The 20,189-nt window shown below is 56.0% G+C and carries 23 protein-coding genes; 18 read left to right on the top strand and 5 right to left on the bottom strand.

Annotation, left to right across the window (positions count from 1 at the left end; all coding sequences use genetic code 11):
* The first annotated feature begins 82 nt into the window (after positions 1-82).
* The 6 genes from ACSBQQ_RS02975 to ACSBQQ_RS02950 all read left to right on the top strand — a co-directional run bounded on the left by ACSBQQ_RS02975 (position 83) and on the right by ACSBQQ_RS02950 (position 6,285).
* Entirely contained in the window at positions 83-925 is an 843-nt protein-coding gene (locus ACSBQQ_RS02975) for a 3'-5' exonuclease (protein WP_435012546.1), read from the top strand.
* Complete coding sequence (locus ACSBQQ_RS02970; RefSeq protein ID WP_435012544.1) at positions 922-1,743, top strand: Dam family site-specific DNA-(adenine-N6)-methyltransferase; 822 nt, start codon at positions 922-924, stop codon at positions 1,741-1,743. The genes ACSBQQ_RS02975 and ACSBQQ_RS02970 overlap by 4 nt, the downstream gene beginning before the upstream one ends.
* A complete protein-coding gene (locus ACSBQQ_RS02965; RefSeq protein ID WP_435012542.1) occupies positions 1,740-2,069 on the top strand; it encodes a hypothetical protein in 330 nt (109 codons plus the stop codon). Before ACSBQQ_RS02970 ends, ACSBQQ_RS02965 begins: the two co-directional genes overlap by 4 nt.
* Positions 2,066-4,432: a replication endonuclease gene (locus tag ACSBQQ_RS02960; protein WP_435012540.1), complete on the top strand. Its 2,367-nt coding sequence runs from the start codon at positions 2,066-2,068 to the stop codon at positions 4,430-4,432. The genes ACSBQQ_RS02965 and ACSBQQ_RS02960 overlap by 4 nt, the downstream gene beginning before the upstream one ends.
* Positions 4,433-4,638: 206 nt before the next feature.
* Positions 4,639-5,637, top strand: a complete 999-nt coding sequence (locus tag ACSBQQ_RS02955) for an ImmA/IrrE family metallo-endopeptidase (protein WP_435012538.1) — start codon at positions 4,639-4,641, stop codon at positions 5,635-5,637.
* A 3-nt stretch (positions 5,638-5,640) separates the two neighbouring features.
* Positions 5,641-6,285 carry a hypothetical protein gene (locus ACSBQQ_RS02950; RefSeq protein WP_435012537.1) on the top strand — a complete coding sequence of 215 codons (645 nt, stop codon included), beginning with the start codon at positions 5,641-5,643 and terminating at the stop codon, positions 6,283-6,285.
* A gap of 116 nt (positions 6,286-6,401) precedes the next feature.
* Here the strand turns inward: ACSBQQ_RS02950 and ACSBQQ_RS02945 are convergent, their stop codons facing one another.
* From ACSBQQ_RS02945 to ACSBQQ_RS02925, 5 genes are read right to left on the bottom strand one after another with little or no spacing between them, the layout of a single operon-like run.
* On the bottom strand, positions 6,402-6,671 hold the full coding sequence (locus tag ACSBQQ_RS02945; protein WP_060387955.1) for an ogr/Delta-like zinc finger family protein: 270 nt from the start codon (positions 6,669-6,671) through the stop codon (positions 6,402-6,404).
* 59 nt (positions 6,672-6,730) lie between these two features.
* Positions 6,731-7,618 carry a hypothetical protein gene (locus ACSBQQ_RS02940; RefSeq protein ID WP_435012536.1) on the bottom strand — a complete coding sequence of 296 codons (888 nt, stop codon included), beginning with the start codon at positions 7,616-7,618 and terminating at the stop codon, positions 6,731-6,733.
* Positions 7,618-9,693, bottom strand: coding sequence for a hypothetical protein (locus ACSBQQ_RS02935; RefSeq protein ID WP_247222580.1), 2,076 nt, complete (start codon positions 9,691-9,693; stop codon positions 7,618-7,620). Before ACSBQQ_RS02935 ends, ACSBQQ_RS02940 begins: the two co-directional genes overlap by 1 nt.
* Positions 9,694-9,695: 2 nt before the next feature.
* Complete coding sequence (locus tag ACSBQQ_RS02930) at positions 9,696-10,745, bottom strand: phage portal protein (RefSeq protein WP_072271432.1); 1,050 nt, start codon at positions 10,743-10,745, stop codon at positions 9,696-9,698.
* Positions 10,742-12,541, bottom strand: coding sequence for a terminase large subunit domain-containing protein (locus tag ACSBQQ_RS02925; RefSeq protein WP_140926856.1), 1,800 nt, complete (start codon positions 12,539-12,541; stop codon positions 10,742-10,744). Before ACSBQQ_RS02925 ends, ACSBQQ_RS02930 begins: the two co-directional genes overlap by 4 nt.
* Positions 12,542-12,712: 171 nt before the next feature.
* Here ACSBQQ_RS02925 and ACSBQQ_RS02920 point away from each other — a divergent pair, with 171 nt between their 5' ends.
* The 12 genes from ACSBQQ_RS02920 to ACSBQQ_RS02865 all read left to right on the top strand — a co-directional run bounded on the left by ACSBQQ_RS02920 (position 12,713) and on the right by ACSBQQ_RS02865 (position 20,185).
* The gene (locus ACSBQQ_RS02920) at positions 12,713-13,600 is read left to right on the top strand and encodes a GPO family capsid scaffolding protein (RefSeq protein WP_353434157.1); all 888 of its coding nucleotides are present in this window, start codon (positions 12,713-12,715) and stop codon (positions 13,598-13,600) included.
* A gap of 58 nt (positions 13,601-13,658) precedes the next feature.
* Complete coding sequence (locus ACSBQQ_RS02915; RefSeq protein ID WP_147881856.1) at positions 13,659-14,711, top strand: phage major capsid protein, P2 family; 1,053 nt, start codon at positions 13,659-13,661, stop codon at positions 14,709-14,711.
* 2 nt (positions 14,712-14,713) lie between these two features.
* Positions 14,714-15,517: a phage terminase small subunit gene (gene gpM, locus ACSBQQ_RS02910; protein ID WP_147881855.1), complete on the top strand. Its 804-nt coding sequence runs from the start codon at positions 14,714-14,716 to the stop codon at positions 15,515-15,517.
* Positions 15,514-16,005: a head completion/stabilization protein gene (locus ACSBQQ_RS02905; protein ID WP_060422312.1), complete on the top strand. Its 492-nt coding sequence runs from the start codon at positions 15,514-15,516 to the stop codon at positions 16,003-16,005. Before gpM ends, ACSBQQ_RS02905 begins: the two co-directional genes overlap by 4 nt.
* Positions 16,002-16,499 carry a phage tail protein gene (locus ACSBQQ_RS02900; protein ID WP_141998403.1) on the top strand — a complete coding sequence of 166 codons (498 nt, stop codon included), beginning with the start codon at positions 16,002-16,004 and terminating at the stop codon, positions 16,497-16,499. Before ACSBQQ_RS02905 ends, ACSBQQ_RS02900 begins: the two co-directional genes overlap by 4 nt.
* Complete coding sequence (locus tag ACSBQQ_RS02895; protein WP_060422317.1) at positions 16,483-17,196, top strand: phage virion morphogenesis protein; 714 nt, start codon at positions 16,483-16,485, stop codon at positions 17,194-17,196. The genes ACSBQQ_RS02900 and ACSBQQ_RS02895 overlap by 17 nt, the downstream gene beginning before the upstream one ends.
* A complete protein-coding gene (locus ACSBQQ_RS02890) occupies positions 17,193-18,314 on the top strand; it encodes a DUF2586 domain-containing protein (protein ID WP_435012534.1) in 1,122 nt (373 codons plus the stop codon). The genes ACSBQQ_RS02895 and ACSBQQ_RS02890 overlap by 4 nt, the downstream gene beginning before the upstream one ends.
* Before the next feature lie 6 nt (positions 18,315-18,320).
* Positions 18,321-18,776: a phage protein gene (locus tag ACSBQQ_RS02885; protein WP_060387965.1), complete on the top strand. Its 456-nt coding sequence runs from the start codon at positions 18,321-18,323 to the stop codon at positions 18,774-18,776.
* 9 nt (positions 18,777-18,785) lie between these two features.
* On the top strand, positions 18,786-19,085 hold the full coding sequence (locus ACSBQQ_RS02880) for a phage holin family protein (protein ID WP_060387966.1): 300 nt from the start codon (positions 18,786-18,788) through the stop codon (positions 19,083-19,085).
* Positions 19,072-19,413: a M15 family metallopeptidase gene (locus ACSBQQ_RS02875; protein ID WP_060422324.1), complete on the top strand. Its 342-nt coding sequence runs from the start codon at positions 19,072-19,074 to the stop codon at positions 19,411-19,413. Before ACSBQQ_RS02880 ends, ACSBQQ_RS02875 begins: the two co-directional genes overlap by 14 nt.
* Positions 19,413-19,802 carry a hypothetical protein gene (locus ACSBQQ_RS02870; protein ID WP_147881852.1) on the top strand — a complete coding sequence of 130 codons (390 nt, stop codon included), beginning with the start codon at positions 19,413-19,415 and terminating at the stop codon, positions 19,800-19,802. Before ACSBQQ_RS02875 ends, ACSBQQ_RS02870 begins: the two co-directional genes overlap by 1 nt.
* A gap of 116 nt (positions 19,803-19,918) precedes the next feature.
* The gene (locus tag ACSBQQ_RS02865) at positions 19,919-20,185 is read left to right on the top strand and encodes a putative phage tail assembly chaperone (protein ID WP_060422330.1); all 267 of its coding nucleotides are present in this window, start codon (positions 19,919-19,921) and stop codon (positions 20,183-20,185) included.
* Positions 20,186-20,189 lie beyond the last annotated feature (4 nt).

The following is a 20,189-nucleotide window of genomic DNA, read 5'->3' as shown; positions in this document are numbered from 1 at the left end:
CAAATTCTGCCGCGCCTTTAATCGCGTGGCATCCGTTCCACATGAATTGCGTAATTACGATTAATTGAATCGGAGAAATACCATGACACCACAACAGCAAGCACAGCAATGTTTGAATAGAAATTGTCTGGTTTTGGATACAGAAACCACGGGCCTTGATGATAAAGCAGAGATCATCGAGATAGCCGTAATTGACGCCACCGGCAAAGTGCTGCTGAACACGCTGGTAAAGCCATCAAAACCTATTCCGGCAGAAGCTACCGCAATCCATGGAATCACTGATGAAATGGTAAAGGATGCCCCAACATGGCCGGAGGTCAGCCCTCAGCTGTGCAGCTTAATCAGTGGAAAAACTATTGCGATTTACAATGCTGAATATGATATCCGTCTGCTTGAGCAAACGGATCGCATCTGGAAAGTAACGCCGAAAATTAGCGTAATGCCACAGATCGTATGTGCCATGCATGAGTACGCCGAGTTTTACGGCCAGAAAAGCGAGCGCGGCGGGTACAAATGGCAGAAGTTAACATCCGCCGCAGAACAGCAAGGCGTCATTATTGAAGGAACGCCGCATCGCGCCCTTTCAGACTGCCTGACCACTCTCGGCGTGATTAAGGCAATGGCGGCCGGAAGTGATCGCCTCGCATCGCACGGAATTACGGCACAGAAAGCTGTCGATATCCTTAACAGGTTATTGCAGGTAGACCACGCCGCGATTGCAGCACTGGTCAATAACCGTGTCTTTTGCTCTGATAAATTGGCTAAAGAAACATCGGTTGGCTTTTATGATGGCTACTACCTCATAGGCATGGTGGGCATCATCAATGCTTTGGTTGCGCCCGACACCATCGGGGCAATTTATGCCGACATGGTGCTGATCGGATTCGAGATTGTCGATTCCAGCGTCGAAGGCGGTGACCTATGAACCGCCCAGCCCTGAAATGGCTCGGCAGCAAAGCCCGCATTATCGACACACTGCGCCAGCACCTGCCGGAAGGTAGGCGCTTGGTTGAGCCGTTCGTCGGCTCCGGCGCTGTTTTCCTCAATACCGACTATGAAAGTTATCTGCTGTGCGATATCAACAGCGATCTGATCAACTTCCACAACGTCGCCAAAAACCATCCTGAGGTGCTGATCCGCGAAGCGCGCCATCTGTTCAACGCACACCCGGATCAGGAGGGCTATTACGGCGTGCGCGCTGACTTCAATCTGCGCTGTGACAGCAATTTCATCTACCGTGCGGCGCAGTTCCTTTACCTGAACCGCCACACTTTCAACGGCGTTTGCCGCTACAACCTGAGCGGCGAGTTTAATTCGCCGTTCGGTCATCGAAAAGCGCCCTACTTCCCAGAAGACGAGATCAGAGCCTTCGCAGAAAAGGCGCAGGCCAAGAAAGCCATTTTCCTGTGCTGCAGCTTCCCCGAGGCAATCAGGATGGCCAACGCCGGCGACGTGATTTATTGCGATCCGCCGTACATCCCAGCCAGCGCCACCGCCAGCTTTACCAGCTATCACACTGACGGCTTTACCAACGAGCAGCAGCGCAAGCTGGCGCGCATGCTCCGTATCGCCGCCAAACTGGGCCGCCACGTCGTGGCCTCGAACAGCGAGACGGACGCAGCAAAAGCACTGTACGCCGATTTCGCTATCACCTCGATCACTGCCCGCCGCTCTGTCAGCGCCAAAGCTGCCAGCCGCGCAGACGTTGGCGAGATAATCGCAACTATGAAGGCATCCGCATGAGCACCAAAACCACACAACCGAAGCCAACCCTGGCAATACCGAAAACCGTGCCGAAATCTGTCTTTGACGTGATTTACACAGAGTGCGAAGGATTTGTTGAATGCGGCGCTGATCCTCAAACAATATGGGATGCCTGTCGCGCTGCAATACTCGCTCAAACTGGAGGTGGCGATTACCAGTTTGTGCCAGTAGAGCCAACCGAAGACATGATCGCCGCCGCCATGAACTGCGACGATGTCACGTTCAACGCCGACGAAAGTTTCTGCGTGAACTTCGGCAACATCTATGCCGCGATGCTGGCAGCAGCGCCAGGTAAAAGGGAATGACAAGCAACGCACGCGGACGGCACCAACCTTCCTCGCCGCTACCCTATCCGGGCAGCGGCACGATTGCTTTTGAATACGCGTATTCCTGGAACGCCAAGCGCGACGCCATTGTCACCGAGCGCGCCGACGAACCGGCATCGATACAGTTATTCGGTGCAACCAATCACGCCGGCGAACCGGTGCGCGTTCCCCTGTTCGATATTGCCGGTCAGTCCCGCGTTGCCGACCCCGCGCCGCGTCGCCTACGCCGGCGACTGGCTGCTCTTCCCCAGTATGTCCGACGCTATTACACCCAGCGCCTGAACAGCCTCGAGCAGGGCAAGGGAATGAAGGCCGCTAACGGCTGGCTGGTCAATACATTTGAGCGCCACGTCCTGCCGCGCATCGATGCAGTTAATGAACAGTACCAGATCGGCCAGGTGCCGCCGGCGCTAATACCTTTCCGCGATGACTTTTTCCGTATCCCTTACAGTGGGAAAAAAGACCTTAAGCGCCTGGCGCATAGGCTGGCCGACTGCATGACAGGTGAGTTTGTCCGCCTTTGCGATTACTGGGCCGCCGCCGCTAACGATCTGGCCTTCGCCGTGATCTATGCCTATGGCCGCATCGGCTACTTAACTCAGCATCTGAATATGTTCGCTCCGGGCTGGCAGCAATATTGCAGCGGGCAGTTGAGCGCGGAAGATGCAACGCGCGCCGTCGCGCGCCTCGAATCACCGGCATGGTGGTTGCGCCGTTTGCGCCGCCTCCATGACCAGTGGCGCGAGCACCTCATGATCGCCGCGGGCTACGTCAGCGATAAGGCGACACCCTACTGCAGCGATCCGTGCCTGAAAGAATGGCATGCCCAGAAGAAAGCCAACCGCGAGTTTTTGAAGTCGCGGGAACTCGAAGACGTGGACACCGGCGAGCGTGTTTCGCTCATCGACAAGGTAGACGGCAGCGTCGCCAATCCGGCGGTTAAGCGCGCGGAGTTAATGAACCGTATGCGCGGCTTTGAAGATTTGGCGAAGGCCCGCGATCTGGCTGGCGAGTTTTACACCCTGACAGCACCGTCGAAGTATCACGCGATGCAAAGCAAGACCGGGCGCCGCAATAACAAATACCGCGGCGCCAGCCCGCGCGAAACCCAGCGCTATCTTTGCAAGGTCTGGTCAAAGGTACGGGCATCGTGGAAGCGTGCCGGCATTCGCGTGTTCGGCTTCCGCGTCACCGAGCCGCACCACGATGAAACCCCGCACTGGCATTTGTTGCTGTTCATCAAGCCTGAGCACATCGAGCAGGCACGCGACATCTTCCGGCGCTATGCGCTGCAGGTTGATGGCGATGAGCCAGGCGCCGCCGAATACCGTTTCAGCGTTAAGCCAATCGATGAGCAATTCGGCTCCGCCACGGGCTACATCGCGAAATACATCTCGAAAAATATTGACGGGTACGCCATGGACGGTGAACTGGATCACGACACCGGCGAACCGCTGAAAGATATCGCCAAGCGCGTGAACGCCTGGGCTTCGCGCTGGCGCATCCGTCAGTTTCAGCAGATTGGCGGTGCCCCGGTCACGGTATACCGCGAGTTGCGCCGCATGCCCGGGCGCGATCTGTTCCTTTATCCGCAAATTTCCCCTGCGCACATTGCTGCGGATGGCAATGACTGGGTGGGATATACCGAAGCCCAGGGCGGCCCTTTGGTCGAGCGCCACAATCTTCGCGTGCGCCTTGCTTATGAAACCACCGAGAACGGCAACGATTACGGCGACGACATCAGCAAAATCATCGGTGTTTATTCTCCGCTATCGGGCATTCAGGCGACGGTTTATACACGCCTAATCACTTACAAGATTGTGCCAGCTGGCGCCGATCCGGTTTTGGTCGTTGACCTTCAGGCGGCAGCGCCGCCCCTCGGAGTTCTGTCAATAACTGTACGCGGAACGCAGCAGGAGGAAGACAGACAGGGCAGTAATTCCGGCCTTTTGCCCCCTGATATAGATGCAAATGGCTGTGCCAGCTGGCCGCCTGGGGGCGATTTTGAGGGGATGACGCGCCGGGAACGGCGGGCCTTCAACGAATACCTGATAGCAGAAGCGAAAAAAACGCGAAGCAAGCAGCCCGCGCAGCACCAACGTGTCGAAAAATCGGCGCAGCATCTCGAGCGGCTAACCGATTTCGCGGCTTCGATCGGCCTGGAACTGACCGAGCTGGAAGCGAAAAAGCTGGCCGGCGGTGATGAGTTGTCACTGAACGGCAAGCGCTGGCGGGCTGGCGACGATGGAACCATCCGCAAGGCGCCGGCCAGCTACGCGGAAAAACGCAGCGCCATCATGAGCCGAGTGTTTGAGCTGAAAAAGCATCGAGCACAGTCATAACTAGGATTTGCTAACAACAAGATGAGGCCGCATTTTCACGGAACTAAGCTTATATAACCTGTTCTAACGTGGAGTAGCACACCAAGAAAACGACCGAAAACATTATGAATTCTGCCGTTTTCTGCTTATAGTGTGCGCGATTTTATGTCATAACTATAAAAACAAGGTTTCTGCTACTTACAGCGTGGAATGCTTCGGAGGCTCTCATGACTATTCAAAAGCCAATGAGTCGGATATATGAAAAGATAAGCAATGCGGGTTTTAACCGGGCTTATATAAACTCACTGTTACCAGAATGGTGGGATGACAGTTTGGCTGAAACTCCAGCTGGCAAGCAGTACGCAAGCTTGCATCTTGCTCGTATCTTTAGTCTGGCCCCAGAAAGCCTCAAAGATGATTCAGGATCTGTTAGTTTCTGCTTTGATGGGCACCACCGCTTCAAGCATCGCGTAGATCTAGCTGAAGATGACCTGACGATTGCAACTGCAATCGCCTATTCAGCAGCCAGAATTGCATCAAGCAATTTCGGCATAGATTACGATCCAGATGTTGATTTGGACTGGACCTCTGTAAGAAAAAAATTGCTTAAAACTTCCCCATACGTGACGCTACCGTCCCTGGTTAGGTTTTGTCATATGTCAGGGATTCCCGTCGTTTACATCAAGAATTTTCCGCAGAAGGCCTGCAAAATGGCAGGTATGGCGCTGATGTGCTCAGGGCGACCAGTCATTATCCTAACTCAAGCTAAAAAATACGGATTCATGCTTTTTGACCTCGCTCACGAACTAGGTCACATAGCCAAAGGCCATTTGAAAGCCAGCGCCGATGGCGTGTTTGTTGATAGGAAAATTGATTCTGGAGCTACTGCCGATCAGGAAGGCGAAGCAAATAGCTATGCCTTCGGTCTTCTGGCAGGAAAAGAAGCGTTAAGGATTGTGCCCAAAGGAAGGTATTTAAACGCTGAAGGTCTTGCTAGGGCTGCGAAATCATATGGTGAAGAACATTCCATAGATCCAACGCATGTCGTTTTGAACTATGGATTTGGCTTAAAGCATTGGGGGGTCGCAACCAACGCCCTTAAGCACCTTTGCAAAGGTAATCCTGCGGATCAGGAAATTGTTCAGAGCCTACTTATGGAAGATTTAGATATTGATTCCATTAGCGATGATGACTTGGAGTTACTGACTGCACTCTGCGGGGCTTAAGTAGTGATCGTTTTATCAGACAATGATGTCATATTGAAACTTGCGCAGTGTGATTTACTTAGGTATTTACCAGAAATACTTAGTGAAAATGAACATAATATTTATGTTAGTCCCTCTGCACGATTTAAATTGCTATCACCTAAAAAACCTGAGAAAGCATTACGGTTATGCGGTAATGAAACGGTGTATCAAAAAGTATCAGATTTTCTTGATCGAGTTCAGGAAATACCTGAGGTAACAAATGAACAGTTGTTTCAGGAACTTGGAAAGGTTCCGAACATCGATATCGGTGAGCAGTTACTCTTGGCTTCCTGTATGGAAAATCCGGGTTCTCTATTCATGACTGGAGATAAGAGGTGTTTACAGGCAGTCATGGAAAACCAAAATATCATTGCTGCAGTGCATTCACGCCTGATTAATAGTGTTGTAACTTTCGAAAGCGCCTTGCTTTTATCGGTAAGAATGTTGGGGTTCGATGCAGTTTATAAACAGCTTCAAGATAATCCCAAACCCGATTCAATGTTAAAATTAGCAATGCGCTCAACTCACCATGATGATGTTTGTGGATGCCTTCTTTCATTCACAAGGCATGTTTATGACTATCTAGCCTTTAAAGAAAGGCTCCCAGTTCGAGCGGCATACAGATGAACTTTTCCGAAGGCATTGCTTATATCCCCGCCTTTGCCGCTGTGCGAACCACCATACTGGCCGCGCTGCTGGCTACCCATGAGAAATGAAAAACCCGCCGATTGGCGGGTTTCTTTTTATCCTGGCTGGCCCTGCAGCAAGTCGAGGGCGATCTGTTTATCTTCCGGTCGCAGCAAACTGAGCAGCGATTTGACCAGGCCGCGCCCGCTTCGCGCGCTGGGGCTGAGGGTGTGAGAAAACGTCATATTCATCACGAAAGTGTGACCGCATTCCACATCGGTGCACTGACAGTAAAGATCGGCAAACTGGGCCGTTTTCCGGTTGGTTTTGCTGATGATCGCCGGCGCGTTGCACTCGGTGCAGATGACTTTCAGATTGCGTGACATAGAACCCCCGAAACAGCTGTTTGTTATATTTTAGCCGTTTCAGGGGGTGGCGTCAGTAGTTAAAGCCGCGAGATAAGGCTGGCGTCGGCCTTGGTTGCGGTGTGCAGGAAAACAACCTCGCGCAAGGTGCCATAGCATGCGCCGACCTCACCTCCGGCAAAACCACCGCCGACATAAATCGGGGCCGATTGCGCAGATAAATCGGCCAGTTTACCGGTGGTCGAAACCGCCGAATTCACCAGCTTGCCGCTCTCATAACCATCAACCTTGCCGTGAACGACATCGAACAAGCCGGCGGACGGGATATAGTCATCATAAGGCATGCGCGCTGCCCCCACCGGGCCACCTGTCGGATTGCCGTTTTTCCAATCGCTGTCGCGCGTACCATAGCGCCAGGCCTCGGTAATGGCTTGCTGATTCTGGATCATGGTTCGCGCGTAAGCCAACGGCAGGTTATTCAGGCTTTGTCCAACGGTCAGCCCCAGGACATCGGCGCGATTCTTGTCAGACAATTTAGCTCCGATGAGATAGGCGTCACCTCGCTGGACGGTCACGTTTTCTGAAACCAGATAGCCACCGCCTGAAGAGGTGATTTGCACCACTGCCGCCGGCGCCGCCCCGCTGTCATCATAAAGAACCGCGGCGCCGGACTTCTGCATCTGCGCGGTAAAATCGCTACCGCGCAGCGCAAAGAGTTTTTCAATCTGGTTGCTCGCATTTTTCTTCACGCCAAACGCCGGATTTATCCAGGTTACGATCCGGTCGAGCAATCCGTTATCAACAATAAATCTGAAGCGAGCCAGGCAACCGGCTTCGTCCGGAATGATGCCGCCGCCGGCAGTCACCCTTGCCTTATGTGCCGAGAACAAACTTTCCGGCGTCCAGATAGTGAAAGGAACCGGATCGCGGTAACCATAATAATTTTTACCTGAGTTGATGCCGTGCATTATAAATCCTCCAAGGGGATGCGCTGTAAAATCCCCCAGTTGTAGAGCGGATAGAAATTTACCCCGTCCGGCTTATACCAGCGAGATGTCAGCGTTGAAGAGTCTCGATAAGGCACCATCGGATAAATATGACCGTTTGGCGCCGGAGTGGTGTTGGTGAAACCAATGAGCAAGGCGTCATCTGTGGACGGAACGGCATCCAACTCGATTGAAACCGTGTTGCCCTCCTGCGTGACCTGCAAAATGTTGGCGCTGGCCAGCTGCAGGGAAAAGCTGTCATTCGGGCAATCGCCGAACGTGGCGACATCGCGCACCAACCCGCCCCGCGGCGTGTGCCACTGGGTGATCAATGTCGTGCCTTGCAGTGAGATGGATTTGACGTGTGTCGGCAACCAGGGCGAGGTCTGCGCGGGGTCGTAATGCCAAAATAACGCCTGTTCCATGTATTCGCCCTGGATCACTTTGCCCCAGTTATTTATGTGCGATAACGAGCCGTCAGAAAGCTGCCAGTTAAGCGGCCATTCCGACGCATTCATCAAGGCGGTTTCAGGGTTAGCCTTGACGTAATCCCACTGGTCTGTGGCAGAGATCGAGAAGTTAAATAAAATCTCAGGATCGGTTACGTTGCCTTCTTCGTCGACTTCGCCGCGCTCTGTGCTGATCCTGCTGCCGCATTGGTCGATAACAAACAGCGGCCCGGTGGTTTGATGGGTGATCGCCGTGTAATCAGCGGTCACATTCGCAAAGTGCTGCGTCATGCGGCTGGCATAGGCGCCGGGTGCGGTATTGGTGCCGTTCCCGTTGTCCGTTTGTCCATGCGCGAATAAAACGAAATCGACACTGCAAGGCTTGCCGATACCCGCGGCGATGTCAGCCCCGCGTTGCACCAGGCGCAGGCCGTTGGTGTAAGGGACTGTACCTTTCCAGATTTGAGCGAAGGATTTACCGCCGCTGGCGCTGTTTGCGGAATAGAAAATTGACGGCGCCAGCCCTGCCGCGTCGCAGTCATAAATCAGGCGATTGGTCAGTGGGATCACCTGCCCCTGCCGATAGTTCGGGTTGACCATGTCGGCCAACTTATCCAGATTATCGTCGCTGATAATGGTGTCAGCATCCCCGGAAAATTCCGGCTTGCCGCCGTTAACGGTAATGGCTCGACCACGCAACGCCGGATCGCGATTCACCTTGTTATAGCTGCCAGGATTGGGAATGTTGCCGGCATCGGATGCAATCATCAGCGATTGGCCCATAAACGCAATAATGCGAAATGCGGAGGCCTCGATCGGCATCTCCCGGCCGCCACGATGGAAAACCACACCGGTGCCGCTTGTAGCCTCACCGCCAGGAAGGTAACGCAACAATGCACCGGTATCAGTGATTTTCTCTGTGCCAAGTACGGGGCGATCTTCCCAGATTTTACGATCTCCCCACATCAACACATAGGTGCCGGCATCGGGTTTCACGCTCGGCCCGCTGCCACCACTCAGCGCCAATAACAGATCCTGAATCGGGCCAGTGATGCCCGGAACGTGGAAGCCGCCGTTATCGTCAGCGCCAAACAATCCCTTACGGTTTTTACTGAGCGCCAGCCATTGCCAGCCTGAGATCCCTTTGCTGACACTCGACGATAGCAGGCCGTCAAGCCTATTCTGGATAGCCTCATCAATGCCGCACAGCCATAGGCCGCCATTGTCATCAGTGAGCCGCAATGCCTTTTTGTCTGCAGACAGAAAAACCTCATGATAATCGGGATACTGATTGCCCTCACTGCTCGGCATTGTGGCCGTTAAATATTCTTGTAGCGGGCGCGGCAGTCCGGCAAACCAGGCGCCGAAGTCAGCGTCCAGCACAAAACCGTTTTCCCCATCCATAGAACGCGCAGCAAAATGCCCGTCAGAATAAAATGTTTCTTGTGTCGCGATATGCAGCATGCGCTTTAAATCCAGTACGGATATGCTTTGCGACTCGAAAGCCTCACCGCGCTGGACAGTTAACAGAATCAGGTCGTTATCCTGAAGCGCGCCAGCCATGCCCAAGTCGGAAACGCGCGTTGTTTGCGTCAACTCGTCAGCCATTATTATTCCCCTGCAGGTGTTGAAAAATCGAAGTTGAGGCGAAGATGCGCCGGAACTTCAGGATCGGCGGCGACGCGTTCAGCAAACATTTTCTGAACGGGAATGGATTCATCCTGCCGATAGGTTTCGCGCGCCTTGATCGGGTCACCAAGGCCGGCGGTATTTTGTGGAATAATGCCGGCCAGCCCGGCCGGGAATCGATGCGCGGTAAGCACGTCCTGGGCGCTGATGTTTTTGACGTTTGAGAATTCGTCTTTGGCGCTGATATCGCCCACCGGGATAAACTTCACCCCTTCTTTATCGCCGCCGGGGATGTTGATAAACATATTGCGGAAGTTGCCCAGCCCCTTGGTGCCTTCAATTTTCTTTTTGATCTCGGCTTCCACTTCTTCCGAAAGGTTCGGATCGGTGGTGTAGAGAATGCCGCCCATGTGCGCGCCGTTGTTGTAATAGCGGCGCCTGAAGATGGTTGCCTCACTGTTCAGCAGCGCGCTATTGATGCCGCCGATATAGTCGGGCAGTCCGTAAATTTGCTGTTGCGGATCGTATTGCCGGAAAAAGATGATGTCGTCGGGGGCGTAAACCAGCGGCTCACCCTTTTGCAAGATGACGAATTCACCGCTGCGGCGGATGCGCATATACATCGACGGAAGCGGCTGCAAGCGCACCACCTGGCCCCAGCCGTTGCGCACCTTCAGTAACGGCAGGTCGCCGAACAGCAGATAATCGAACGCCATTGCGCCGATCTGTTCGCGCGTCAGTCCGCCGCCGGTATAGCTCGACGCAATCATATTTTTGCGCGCATAAAGGATGCCGTCGTGCTGCGCGTTAGCGTTCGGCAGGCGCGCCAGCGCCAGGCGGCTGATCGGTGGCGTCCAGTGGTCGTAATCGTTGTCATACCAGACATCCTGGTAATCCGTGCCGCTGGTCAGCACCAGTTCGGGCGGCCCGATGAATATCGTGCTGCGATCGCCGGGAATGGGTAACCCTGCCGAGAAGGCTTTCGCCGGCTGGGCCGGTTTCTGGGCTGGTTTTTTGTTCTTTCTGCTCATGCGGCCGCCTGTGAAAATGCCCAGGTAGATTTACGCCGGGTGTCAAAGTTGAGGGGTTCGTTAATCGCTGCGTGGGATATGGCGAAGAAAACATCGGCGTGGCCGGTTTCGGCACTGCGCTCTGCCACAAACGTGATCGCGTTGCCGCTGCCGGTCACGGTCTTGCGAATAGCCAGGAAACTGCCGGCGATACCACGCTTTTCGGCATCCCATTCGATGCGGTCGCCTTCCACCAGGTCGACCATTTTCAGCACCAGGCGGGTTTTCGTTTCGAGGCTGTAATGAATGTCGCGCACTTCACGCGGGGCGAAGGACTGCACGCGCTCATAGACGCCGCGCCCGATGCCGGTCACATCGATCCCGATGTAGGTCATCCGGTAACGCTGCATGATTTTTTTGATCTGCTCGGCCTGGTACTTGAAGCTGTAACCCTGCCAGTGGTGGGTTTCCAGCACGCGAAAGCGCTCGCCGTCATACAGCGGCGGCGCGATAACCACAAAGGTGGACGTGTCGCCGCTGCGCGCCGGGTCAAAGCCGCCCCACACTTCACGCTCGCCAAAGGGGCGTTTCGCTTTGGGATCGAAGTCCTGCCAGGTTGCCGGGTCAACCTCGCAGCGCGATAGCTGGTCGAACTTGAAGACGCTATCGCCGCTGTCCACAAAAATGCACATGTACAGCAGGTTGAAGGCATCGACGCTGTGCTCGCCGCGCACCCGATCGACGGTGACGTATTTATCCAGACCGCCCGCGCAGGCATCGACCAGCGTCACGACGTAGCGCCATTGACCATCAGGGCACAGGCGCCCGCCGTCGCGCAGTTCGTCGAAGTCGGGGAACTTCAGCGCCTGGCGTTTTTTGTCGCTGCCTTTCCACTCGTCGCCCGTCCAGAACGGGTAACCGTCATGGGTTTTCGCACTCGGCGTTGAGAAGAACGTCCGGCGCCATTTGTCGTGCGTGGCTATCGCGCTGGTGACATCCTTGAACACCTGGAATTTCGGCACCCAAAAATATTCATCGCAATAAAAATGCCCCGTCTCGCCCTGCGCGGTGTTCTTGTTGGTCGACAGGAAAATCAGGTTGGCGCCGTTGCTGAGCGTGATCGGGTTGCCGGTCAGCGTGACGCCGAACATTTCACGGGCAAACTTGACGATGTAGCGCCGGAAGATTTCAGCCTGGCGCCGCGATGCAGAAACAAAAATCTGGTTATCGCCGGTCAGCGCAGCGTCTTCCAGGGCTTCCCATGAAAAATACCAGGTCGCGCCGATCTGGCGGGATTTGAGCAAATTGCGAATTGAGTGATCTTTGTTGGCCCGCAGCGTTTTTTGGTAGGTAAACAGACCCGTCTCGGCGAACTCGTCGAAACGCTCTTTCGTCATCGTGCTGACGTCATTCTTTTGCCGCCGGCCCTTGCGCTGCGCTGGCGCGTCTTCGCCTGCCGCCATAAACCCGACTGCCCCGCCGTCACCTGGCGCCGCAGCTGCTTGCGCGGCCGCCAATTTTTCCGCGTGCTTGTTTCGCTGGGCAATTAACTTGACGTGATGCTCTATCAGCCGGTCAAGTTCCTGCATCTCCAGATCGTTTTTTTTATCGCGGTGCGTCAGTGTCCTGATCCGGCGCTGAATGCAATCCTCGACGGTTTCCTCAACTAATAATTGGTTCCAGCCGTATCTCTCCGCCCAATGATAAACAATGCGGGCAGATGTTAATTTCAATTCGGCGGCGATCTCTTTCGGCGTCCAGCTTTTTAAATAAAGCGAACGCGCCACCTTTTTAATCGAGTCGGGGTATATAGCCATAGTTGCATTATGCCGGGCAAATTATGGCGCAGTGATAATTAATAATCGGCTGAATTCGGCTAACGGGTATATCCGAAATTATCAGAATAAAACCATTCGCAGCATGAAAAAATATTCGCAATACTCAAAATCACTTTATTAGAGCGCAAATATTTAACCGGAATTTACTCCATGAGCGGCAAATCATCGCAATTAATGACTGACTGGATTTGCATTGCAACCGAAGGCGAAACCGTCGACGGTCGCGAGATCCCAGCGTCATGGCTAATCGAAATGGCCGAAACCTACGATACGGCATTGTATACCGCATTGATCTGGCCTGAGCATGAACGCTACTGGGGGAATTCCGGCGAAGTGCTGGAACTGAAAGCGGAAGCCAACGACGCCGGGCTGACAAAACTGTATGCCCGACTGTGTCCTACCGATGACCTGATTTACTCGAACCGCCGCAATCAATTGCTGTTTGCGTCAATCGAGCCGGTCGAGAACTTCCGCGGTTCAGGCAAAACCTACCTGAAAGGGCTGGGCGTGACGAACACCCCGGCCAGTATTGGCACTGACCGTATGCGGTTCGCTGCTGAACAAAACAACGCAATCTACGGTGCTCCGGTGCCGTTTGTAATCGATATGGTCACAAAACGGCCGGGAGATAAAGATATGTCTGACGAAAAGAAACCGCTTTGGCAAAGTATTTTTGGTGCAAAACCACAAGAGCCGGCAACCCCTCCGCCTGCTGCGCAGCAAGACAATAAAGAATTCACCGAAGCGATGAAAGGCATGGCACAAGCCGTGGTGGATCTGGAACAAAAATATAATGCTCTGAGCGGTGACAAAGAAAAGATCGCCCAATTGGAAAAGACCGTCGGCGATATCAAAGAGCAGATCACCGAAATCACTCAGCTGTTTAATACCGAAAAGGCCAAGGAACAGGTTAAGGAATTGTTTACCGCCCTGCCTGATCTGCTGCCGAAATTTAAAAAGCTGGATGAAACGTTCAGCAAAGTGCCAGACCCTAACCCAGGCGAGAAAGAGAAAACCACCGCCTCAATGATTTGCTAATCGCTTATCGCATCAACTCATAAAGCTGCCGACGGCGGCGGGAAGAAGGAAATAGATTATGTCGCAACAAGTCTCCGTGTTGAGCGATAGCGCCCGCAAGGCGATGGACGCTTATTTCAGCACGCTGTTTAAAAACCTTGGTCAGCCGGAAAACTCCGACCGCACCAAGTATTACGCGGTTACGCCGCCGATGGAAACCGCCATCCGCAAAACGCTTCAGGAGTCGCTCGACTTCCTGCAGTTCATCACCATGAAGGACGTGGATCAGATGAGCGGCCAAGTGGTTGATGTGGGCGCGTCGCGTCTGCATACCGGCCGCTCCGCAACCGGTCGATTCCATCGCAACATTGGCGTAAGCGGCAACGTTTACACTCTGGCGAAAACCGACTCTGCGGTCGATCTGGACTGGGAAACCCTGTCGAACTGGGCGAACAGCGGCGACGTCAACGAGTTCATGACGCTGGTGAACGCGTTCACCATGCAGGCGTTTGCCCTCGACATCCTGCGTATTGGCTTCAACGGCACCAGCGTAGCCGCGACCACCGATCCGGATGCTAACCCGCTGGGCCAGGACGTTAACAAAGGCTGGCACCAGCTTGCCAAAGAGTTCAACGGCGGTTCTCAGATCATCACTGACCCGGTCACCATCGGGCCGAGCGGAGATTACAAATCACTGGACGCCGCCGCGGCCGACATCATCAACACCAAGATCCCGCAGGAATTCCGCAATGACCCACGCCTTACGATCATGGTTGGTGCTGACCTGGTGGCTGCTGAGCAATTCCGCCTGTATGGCAAGGCCGACAAGCCGACCGAGAAAATCGCCGCGCAGCTGCTGGCCGATTCTGTCGCCGGTCGCCGCTCTGCCATCCCGCCGTTTATGCCTGGCAAGCGCTTAGCGGTCACCATTCCGGCCAACCTGCAGGTGCTGACCCAACGCAACACCCGTCAGCGCAAGGTTGAGTTTGTGGAAGACCGCGCGCAGTACGAAAACAAATACCTGCGCAACGAAGGTTACGCGCTGGGCTATCGCGAGTTGTACGGCGCGATCGATGAGTCAGCCGTCACCATCGTGGGCGAAGAAGCCGTCACGCCGCCGGCTGGGGGCTAACGATGAGCATGTCGCCCGGTCTGCGGCATAACGCCCGGATTGCCGCACAGCAAACGCTAAGCCAGGGGCAGGCGCTGAGCGCCAATCCTGACAGCTTGCACATCCAGTTGCGCGAGCTGCAGCTTGATGTCGAGCGCCTGCGCCAGCTGCCGACAATCCGCGACCGGGTAGACATGAAGCGCCGCAAGCTGCTGCCTAAATGGGCGCCGACCGTCGAGCGCTATCTGAGCAGCGGCGAGCATTACACCAACATGGTGTTTTCGTACTGCGTGATCTGGCTGTTCGACATCGGCGAGTTTGATCAGGCGCTGGACTGGGCCGACATCGCCATCGAGCAGCACCAGCCCACGCCGGACAACGTCAAACGCACATTTTCGGCCTTTGTCGCCGACACCGTGCTGGCCTGGGCAGAAAGTGAAGCCGAAGCCGGTCACAGCGTTGAGCCGTATTTCTCGCGCACCTTTGTGAATGTGCGCGAGAAATGGCGACTGCATGAAGAAATTAACGCGAAGTGGTTCAAGTTCGCCGCCCTGCTGCTGCTGCGTGACAGCAACGGCCGGCCGCTGCCGTCAGCGGTCGAGGACGTCAACATCCTGCAGGCCGCCGAAGAACTGCTGGCGCAAGCGCATGCCTATCACGCCCCCGTGGGGGTGAAGACGTTGCGTGAAAAAATTGAGATGCGCATTCGTGCGCTGAACAAACGACTGCCGCACGGCGGAGCGGACGCAGCGGAGGGTGACGCCGATTTGGCTAATCACGCCGTGGATGCTGGTCAGTCCGCTTCTTTAACAGGGGGTGCGCTGTGAGTTCTCTCAGCTTCAGCGGCAAGAGCCTGGACTATCAGGACGAAACCATCGCACAGGAGCCGGGCAGTTTCTGGCCGGATCTGAACCTGGGCGAGTTCCAGCTGCAACGGAAAGTGCCGCCGCAGCTGCAGGGGGATACCGCTATTCAAGCGCTGCTCACTGCGATCGGTGACATCAACCGCCGCCTGAGCAATTTCGAGGCGACAAAGCGGGCCGAAGGGTTCGCCGCCGCGAAGGATCTCCCTGGCGCCCGCGCCGGCAGTGAGAACCAGACGACAGCGCAATATAAAAAAGCGGTCTATGCGCTGGCAAAGGCCGATCTGATCGGCGAAGTGACCAGCGTCAGCCGCGTAAGCAAAGCCACCGCGCCGGAAGGAACCGGAAGCGATGCCGCCGAATCCTTTACCCGTAGCGGGTTGCTGGCCGAGGCCAGCCAGGCGGTGCGCGCGATCCTGGGGCTGGGGCGCGCGACGGTTTCCTTGTCATGAGCCAGTTATCAGAGTTGACGGCGTTCATGGCCGCGCACCTGCCGCCACGGGTGCAGACCTTCGCCAGCTGGATGGACAACCAGAAGCTGACACCGGCGCTGAAAAACCTCGGTAAAGGCCAGCGGCGGATCGGGATAACCACCTATGACGGCGTGCTGGAGTGGGACAAGTATCCGTACCGCGAGTTGGATCCGGCCGTGCTGTTCGCCCTGGTGCTGTCCTGGTTGATGGAAGGCGCCAACGAGGCCCGCGGCGATCTGAACCTGAGCGACCCGGATGTCGACATCGAACTGTACGACGAAGAGTCGGCCCTGGTCACGATCACCATCCCATTGGTCGATGAGATTGTCCTGTTGCCCAACAAGGACGGCGAGATCCCCCTGGGCGGGCAAGCGTGGGGCGTGGTCGATGCGGTTTACGACCACGCGCAAGAGGCGGTGATTTTCGGAGCGGACGCCACCGGCGCGCCGGTGAAAGATGGCGACGATCGTTGATGGCGAGCTGAATAGAAACCAGCTGCGCGCGCTAAAGCAGGCGCTGAAAGACAACGAGATGCCCAGAGCAAAGCGCCAGCGTCTGCTATGGCGCATCGCCAAACGCGGGATCATCACGGCATCAAAACGCAATGCCCGCAAACAACAGGCGCCTGATGGCACGCCCTGGGCGCCGCGCAAACGCGGGCGGCGCAAGATGTTGCGCCAGCTGCCGAAGCTGCTGAAGGTGCGGGAAATGCCGGAGATCGAAGCGGTGCGCATCTACCTGCAGGGCGGCAATTATCGCAGTGGTTCGAAGCGTATGCCGGCAGGGACGATCGGCGCCATTCACCACGAAGGCGCGCAGATAACCGCCAGGGCGAGCAGCTACCAGGGCCAGCCGAGCCAGGAAGGCAAACCGGCAACCCGGCGGCAGGCCAAGCGCCTGCGCGACCTGGGTTACAAGGTGTGGTGGAACGGGAAGTACGTCAAGCCGGCAGTGAGTTACATCACCGCAGAGCTGTCGATGAAAAAAGCCGGCTTTCTGATTAAGAAACTGGCGCGCAAACCGAGCAAGCAAACGTGGACGATTGACCTACCCGCCCGCGCCTTCCTCGGCGTAAGTGACGATGAATTTAACGTGATCCTGGCCCGCCAGCTGCAAGGCATCGGGTTCGGCTGGGAAGTCAAAGCACAGGATATCAAGGGGAAACTATGACCTGGCCGAGTGTAGATATTAACCAGCTGAACCAGTACCAGGGCACGCCGACCGAAATCGAGCGGGTTGTCCTGTTCGTCGGCATCGGCGCCACCAATGCCGGCACGCTGCAACCGCTGAACAGCAACACCAATCTGGACACCGTGCTGGGCCCTGCCGACAGCGTGCTGAAAAGCAACATCGCGGCCGCCCGCCGGAACGCCGGCAATAACTGGTTTGCCTATGTCGCCATCCTGGCCGCAGATGCCAAAACCGCCGACTGGGTGGCCGCCGTCAAAAGCGCCCAGCAAACCGCCTCAGTGGAGGGGTTTGTCCTGTGCATGGACATTGCCGACAAGGCGGATATCAACGCGGCGATCACCCTGCGCGCCGATCTCATTGCGCAAAACAGCCGCTGGCTGTGGGCGATTTTGTCCGTGGGCGGCCCCGGCGAGGCCGAGACGTGGGCGCAATACGGCACCCGCCTGGCGGCCCTGCAAAAAGACATCGCCGGCCCCAGCGTGCAACTTGTGCCGCGCCTGTGGGGGAATGAGCCGGGCGTCCTGGCCGGCCGCCTGTGCAACCGTTCGGTAACCATCGCCGACAGCCCAGCCCGCGTTCGCACGGGCGCGCTTATCGATCTGGGGCGCGACGAGTTGCCAACAGACAGCGCCGACGTACCGCTGGATCTGTCTGTGCTGCAGGCGCTGAACGCCAACCGCTACAGCGTGCCAATGTGGTATGTCGACTACGCGGGCCTGTACTGGTCGGACGGCCGCACGCTGGAAGTTGACGGCGGCGATTACTCAGTGATCGAGTACCTGCGCACGGTAGATAAAGCGGCGCGACGGGTTCGCCTGCTGGCCATCCCGAAAATCGCCGATCGGTCGCTTAACTCGTCGGACAGCAGCATCGCCGCACATGAAACCTATTTCAGCAAGCCGATGCGAGAAATGGCGATTTCATCCCAGATTAACGGGGTGACGTTCCCCGGCGAGGTGAAACCGCCAAAAGACGGCGACGTAACGATCACCTGGCTGAACAGCACCAAGGTGCAAATTTTCATGACCGCGCGGCCGTATGCCAGCCCGAAAGAAATTTCGATCGGCATCCTGCTCGACACCAGCCTGACGGAGTAACGACCCATGAGTAAACGTATTTCAGGCATGAGCTTTGATTTCGATATGGAAGGCGCCGCCATCCATGCCGAAAGCATCTCGCTGAATATCACCGACAACACCGCCGTAACCAAAACCCGCGGCGTGCCGGACGGTTACACCGACGGCGATGTCGAGGCGGACGGCGAGATCGAGCTGGACAGCAAAAACCTGATCGTTGCCCAGAACGCCGCACGCAGTGCCGGCAGCTGGCGCGGCATTCCGCCGAAAGATTTCCTGTTCTACGCCAAGGCCGGCGACGAGGAAATGAAGGTCGAGGCGTTCGGCTGCAAGATCATGATCTCCGATCTGCTGAACATCGACCCGACCAGCGCGGACAAAAGTAAGCACAAAATCAAGTACATCGTCACGTCGCCGAACTTTGTGCACATCAACGGCATTCCGTATCTGTCCGCGGACGATACGCGCGATCTGTTGGGCTAAGGGGACGGCATGCAAGACCACGAAAAGAAAATCCTGACCCTGGCAGCCATCGGCGCCGTTATCGCACTGGGTCAGGTGTTGAACAGCAAAGACCCGATCACCCCGCGGCTGATGATTGGCCGCATCATCCTGGGATCTGCTGTCTCGATGGTGGCCGGCGTCGCGTTGGTGCAGTTCCCTGACCTGTCCCCGGTGGCTATCAATGGCATCGGGTGCGCCCTGGGGATTGCCGGTTATCAATTCGTTGAGCGCTGGCTACGCCGCCGCGGCAACAAGTGGGTACAAGGGGAAAACAATGACGTTAAGTGAAAAGCAGCAGCTGTTTACCAAGCTGATCGCCCAGCTGATTTTATGGGCCGATGAGAAAGGCTATCGCCTGACGTTCGGTGAAGCGTACCGCACGCCAGAACAAGCCGCACTCAACGCCAAAAAAGGCAGCGGTATCCGCAACAGCCTGCACACCAAGCGCCTGGCCGTCGACCTGAATCTGTTCATCAACGGCCAGTACCAGACCAACAGCGCGGCATACCTGCCCCTGGGGGAATACTGGGAGAGCATCGGCGGCAGCTGGGGCGGGCGTTTCCGCGACCGGCCGGACGGCAATCACTTCAGTCTTGAGCATGAAGGCGTGCGCTGATGAGCCAGGCGAAACCGTTCATTCTGCTGGCGCTGCTGGCCGTCATATTTTGGGCGGGCTGGTTCACTGCCGGGCTGTACAGCGACAGCCAGCAGCTGATCATTGAGCGGGCCGCCACCGCCGGCGCCGAGAAATCGCGCCGGTATACCGAGCAGATGGCGGGCGAGTCGGCCAGGCTGCTGGAAAGCAAATTAGCGGAGCTAAGCGCAAATGAAACGCACACCGAACGGGTCATTCGCACCGAAGTGGTTAAGCCGGTTTTCAGCAACGTGTGCGCTACTGCTGAGTATGTCCGGCTGTTCAATGCCGCCACCGACCGCGCCGAGCGTACCCTATCAGGCCAATTTGTTGGCCCGCTGCCCGGAAACGCTGCCGAGGCTAAGCGGTAACACCGGCGAAGCGTTCGCCGCGGCGCTGGAAGAGTACCGCAAGATTTACCCACCGTGCGCGGCCAGACATAACCAGCTGGCCGCTGAAATAGAGCAGAGAGAAAAAGGATCACCCCATGAGCGATAAAGTAAAAATCGAGATTAAGGTCAACGGTCTGGATCTGGTATTCGAGCCGAATGTCATCGCCTTCAACAAATTTATTAACGAGATGTCGACCGACAACAAAGTCGCGCCGGCGTCCAACTTCCTGCGCCGCATCGTTCACCCTGACAGCAAAGACGCGCTGGACAAGATCCTCGCCCTGCCAGGCGGCGCGGTAAAACTGGCCGGCAAGGTCAACGAGATTTACTCGCCAGAGCTGGAATTTGAAGTAAAAAACTAGCGCG

Origin of the sequence: Serratia sp. G204Y, assembly GCF_051172435.1 — a bacterium.
In the GTDB taxonomy this organism is placed as follows: Bacteria; Pseudomonadota; Gammaproteobacteria; order Enterobacterales; family Enterobacteriaceae; genus Serratia; species Serratia sarumanii.
Note: the sequence above shows the minus strand (reverse complement) of the source record. Positions and strands in the feature narration are given on the sequence as shown.

Excerpts from the sequence above, each read along its gene's own strand:
- ACSBQQ_RS02975 (WP_435012546.1), top strand. The coding sequence starts at position 83 with ATGACACCACAACAGCAAGCACAGCAATGTTTGAATAGAAATTGTCTG.
- ACSBQQ_RS02970 (WP_435012544.1), top strand. The coding sequence starts at position 922 with ATGAACCGCCCAGCCCTGAAATGGCTCGGCAGCAAAGCCCGCATTATC.
- ACSBQQ_RS02965 (WP_435012542.1), top strand. The coding sequence starts at position 1,740 with ATGAGCACCAAAACCACACAACCGAAGCCAACCCTGGCAATACCGAAA.
- ACSBQQ_RS02960 (WP_435012540.1), top strand. The coding sequence starts at position 2,066 with ATGACAAGCAACGCACGCGGACGGCACCAACCTTCCTCGCCGCTACCC.
- ACSBQQ_RS02955 (WP_435012538.1), top strand. The coding sequence starts at position 4,639 with ATGACTATTCAAAAGCCAATGAGTCGGATATATGAAAAGATAAGCAAT.
- ACSBQQ_RS02945 (WP_060387955.1), bottom strand. The coding sequence starts at position 6,671 with ATGTCACGCAATCTGAAAGTCATCTGCACCGAGTGCAACGCGCCGGCG.
- ACSBQQ_RS02940 (WP_435012536.1), bottom strand. The coding sequence starts at position 7,618 with ATGCACGGCATCAACTCAGGTAAAAATTATTATGGTTACCGCGATCCG.
- ACSBQQ_RS02935 (WP_247222580.1), bottom strand. The coding sequence starts at position 9,693 with ATGGCTGACGAGTTGACGCAAACAACGCGCGTTTCCGACTTGGGCATG.
- ACSBQQ_RS02930 (WP_072271432.1), bottom strand. The coding sequence starts at position 10,745 with ATGAGCAGAAAGAACAAAAAACCAGCCCAGAAACCGGCCCAGCCGGCG.
- ACSBQQ_RS02925 (WP_140926856.1), bottom strand. The coding sequence starts at position 12,541 with ATGGCTATATACCCCGACTCGATTAAAAAGGTGGCGCGTTCGCTTTAT.
- ACSBQQ_RS02920 (WP_353434157.1), top strand. The coding sequence starts at position 12,713 with ATGAGCGGCAAATCATCGCAATTAATGACTGACTGGATTTGCATTGCA.
- ACSBQQ_RS02915 (WP_147881856.1), top strand. The coding sequence starts at position 13,659 with ATGTCGCAACAAGTCTCCGTGTTGAGCGATAGCGCCCGCAAGGCGATG.
- gpM (WP_147881855.1), top strand. The coding sequence starts at position 14,714 with ATGAGCATGTCGCCCGGTCTGCGGCATAACGCCCGGATTGCCGCACAG.
- ACSBQQ_RS02900 (WP_141998403.1), top strand. The coding sequence starts at position 16,002 with ATGAGCCAGTTATCAGAGTTGACGGCGTTCATGGCCGCGCACCTGCCG.
- ACSBQQ_RS02895 (WP_060422317.1), top strand. The coding sequence starts at position 16,483 with ATGGCGACGATCGTTGATGGCGAGCTGAATAGAAACCAGCTGCGCGCG.
- ACSBQQ_RS02890 (WP_435012534.1), top strand. The coding sequence starts at position 17,193 with ATGACCTGGCCGAGTGTAGATATTAACCAGCTGAACCAGTACCAGGGC.
- ACSBQQ_RS02885 (WP_060387965.1), top strand. The coding sequence starts at position 18,321 with ATGAGTAAACGTATTTCAGGCATGAGCTTTGATTTCGATATGGAAGGC.
- ACSBQQ_RS02880 (WP_060387966.1), top strand. The coding sequence starts at position 18,786 with ATGCAAGACCACGAAAAGAAAATCCTGACCCTGGCAGCCATCGGCGCC.
- ACSBQQ_RS02875 (WP_060422324.1), top strand. The coding sequence starts at position 19,072 with ATGACGTTAAGTGAAAAGCAGCAGCTGTTTACCAAGCTGATCGCCCAG.
- ACSBQQ_RS02870 (WP_147881852.1), top strand. The coding sequence starts at position 19,413 with ATGAGCCAGGCGAAACCGTTCATTCTGCTGGCGCTGCTGGCCGTCATA.
- ACSBQQ_RS02865 (WP_060422330.1), top strand. The coding sequence starts at position 19,919 with ATGAGCGATAAAGTAAAAATCGAGATTAAGGTCAACGGTCTGGATCTG.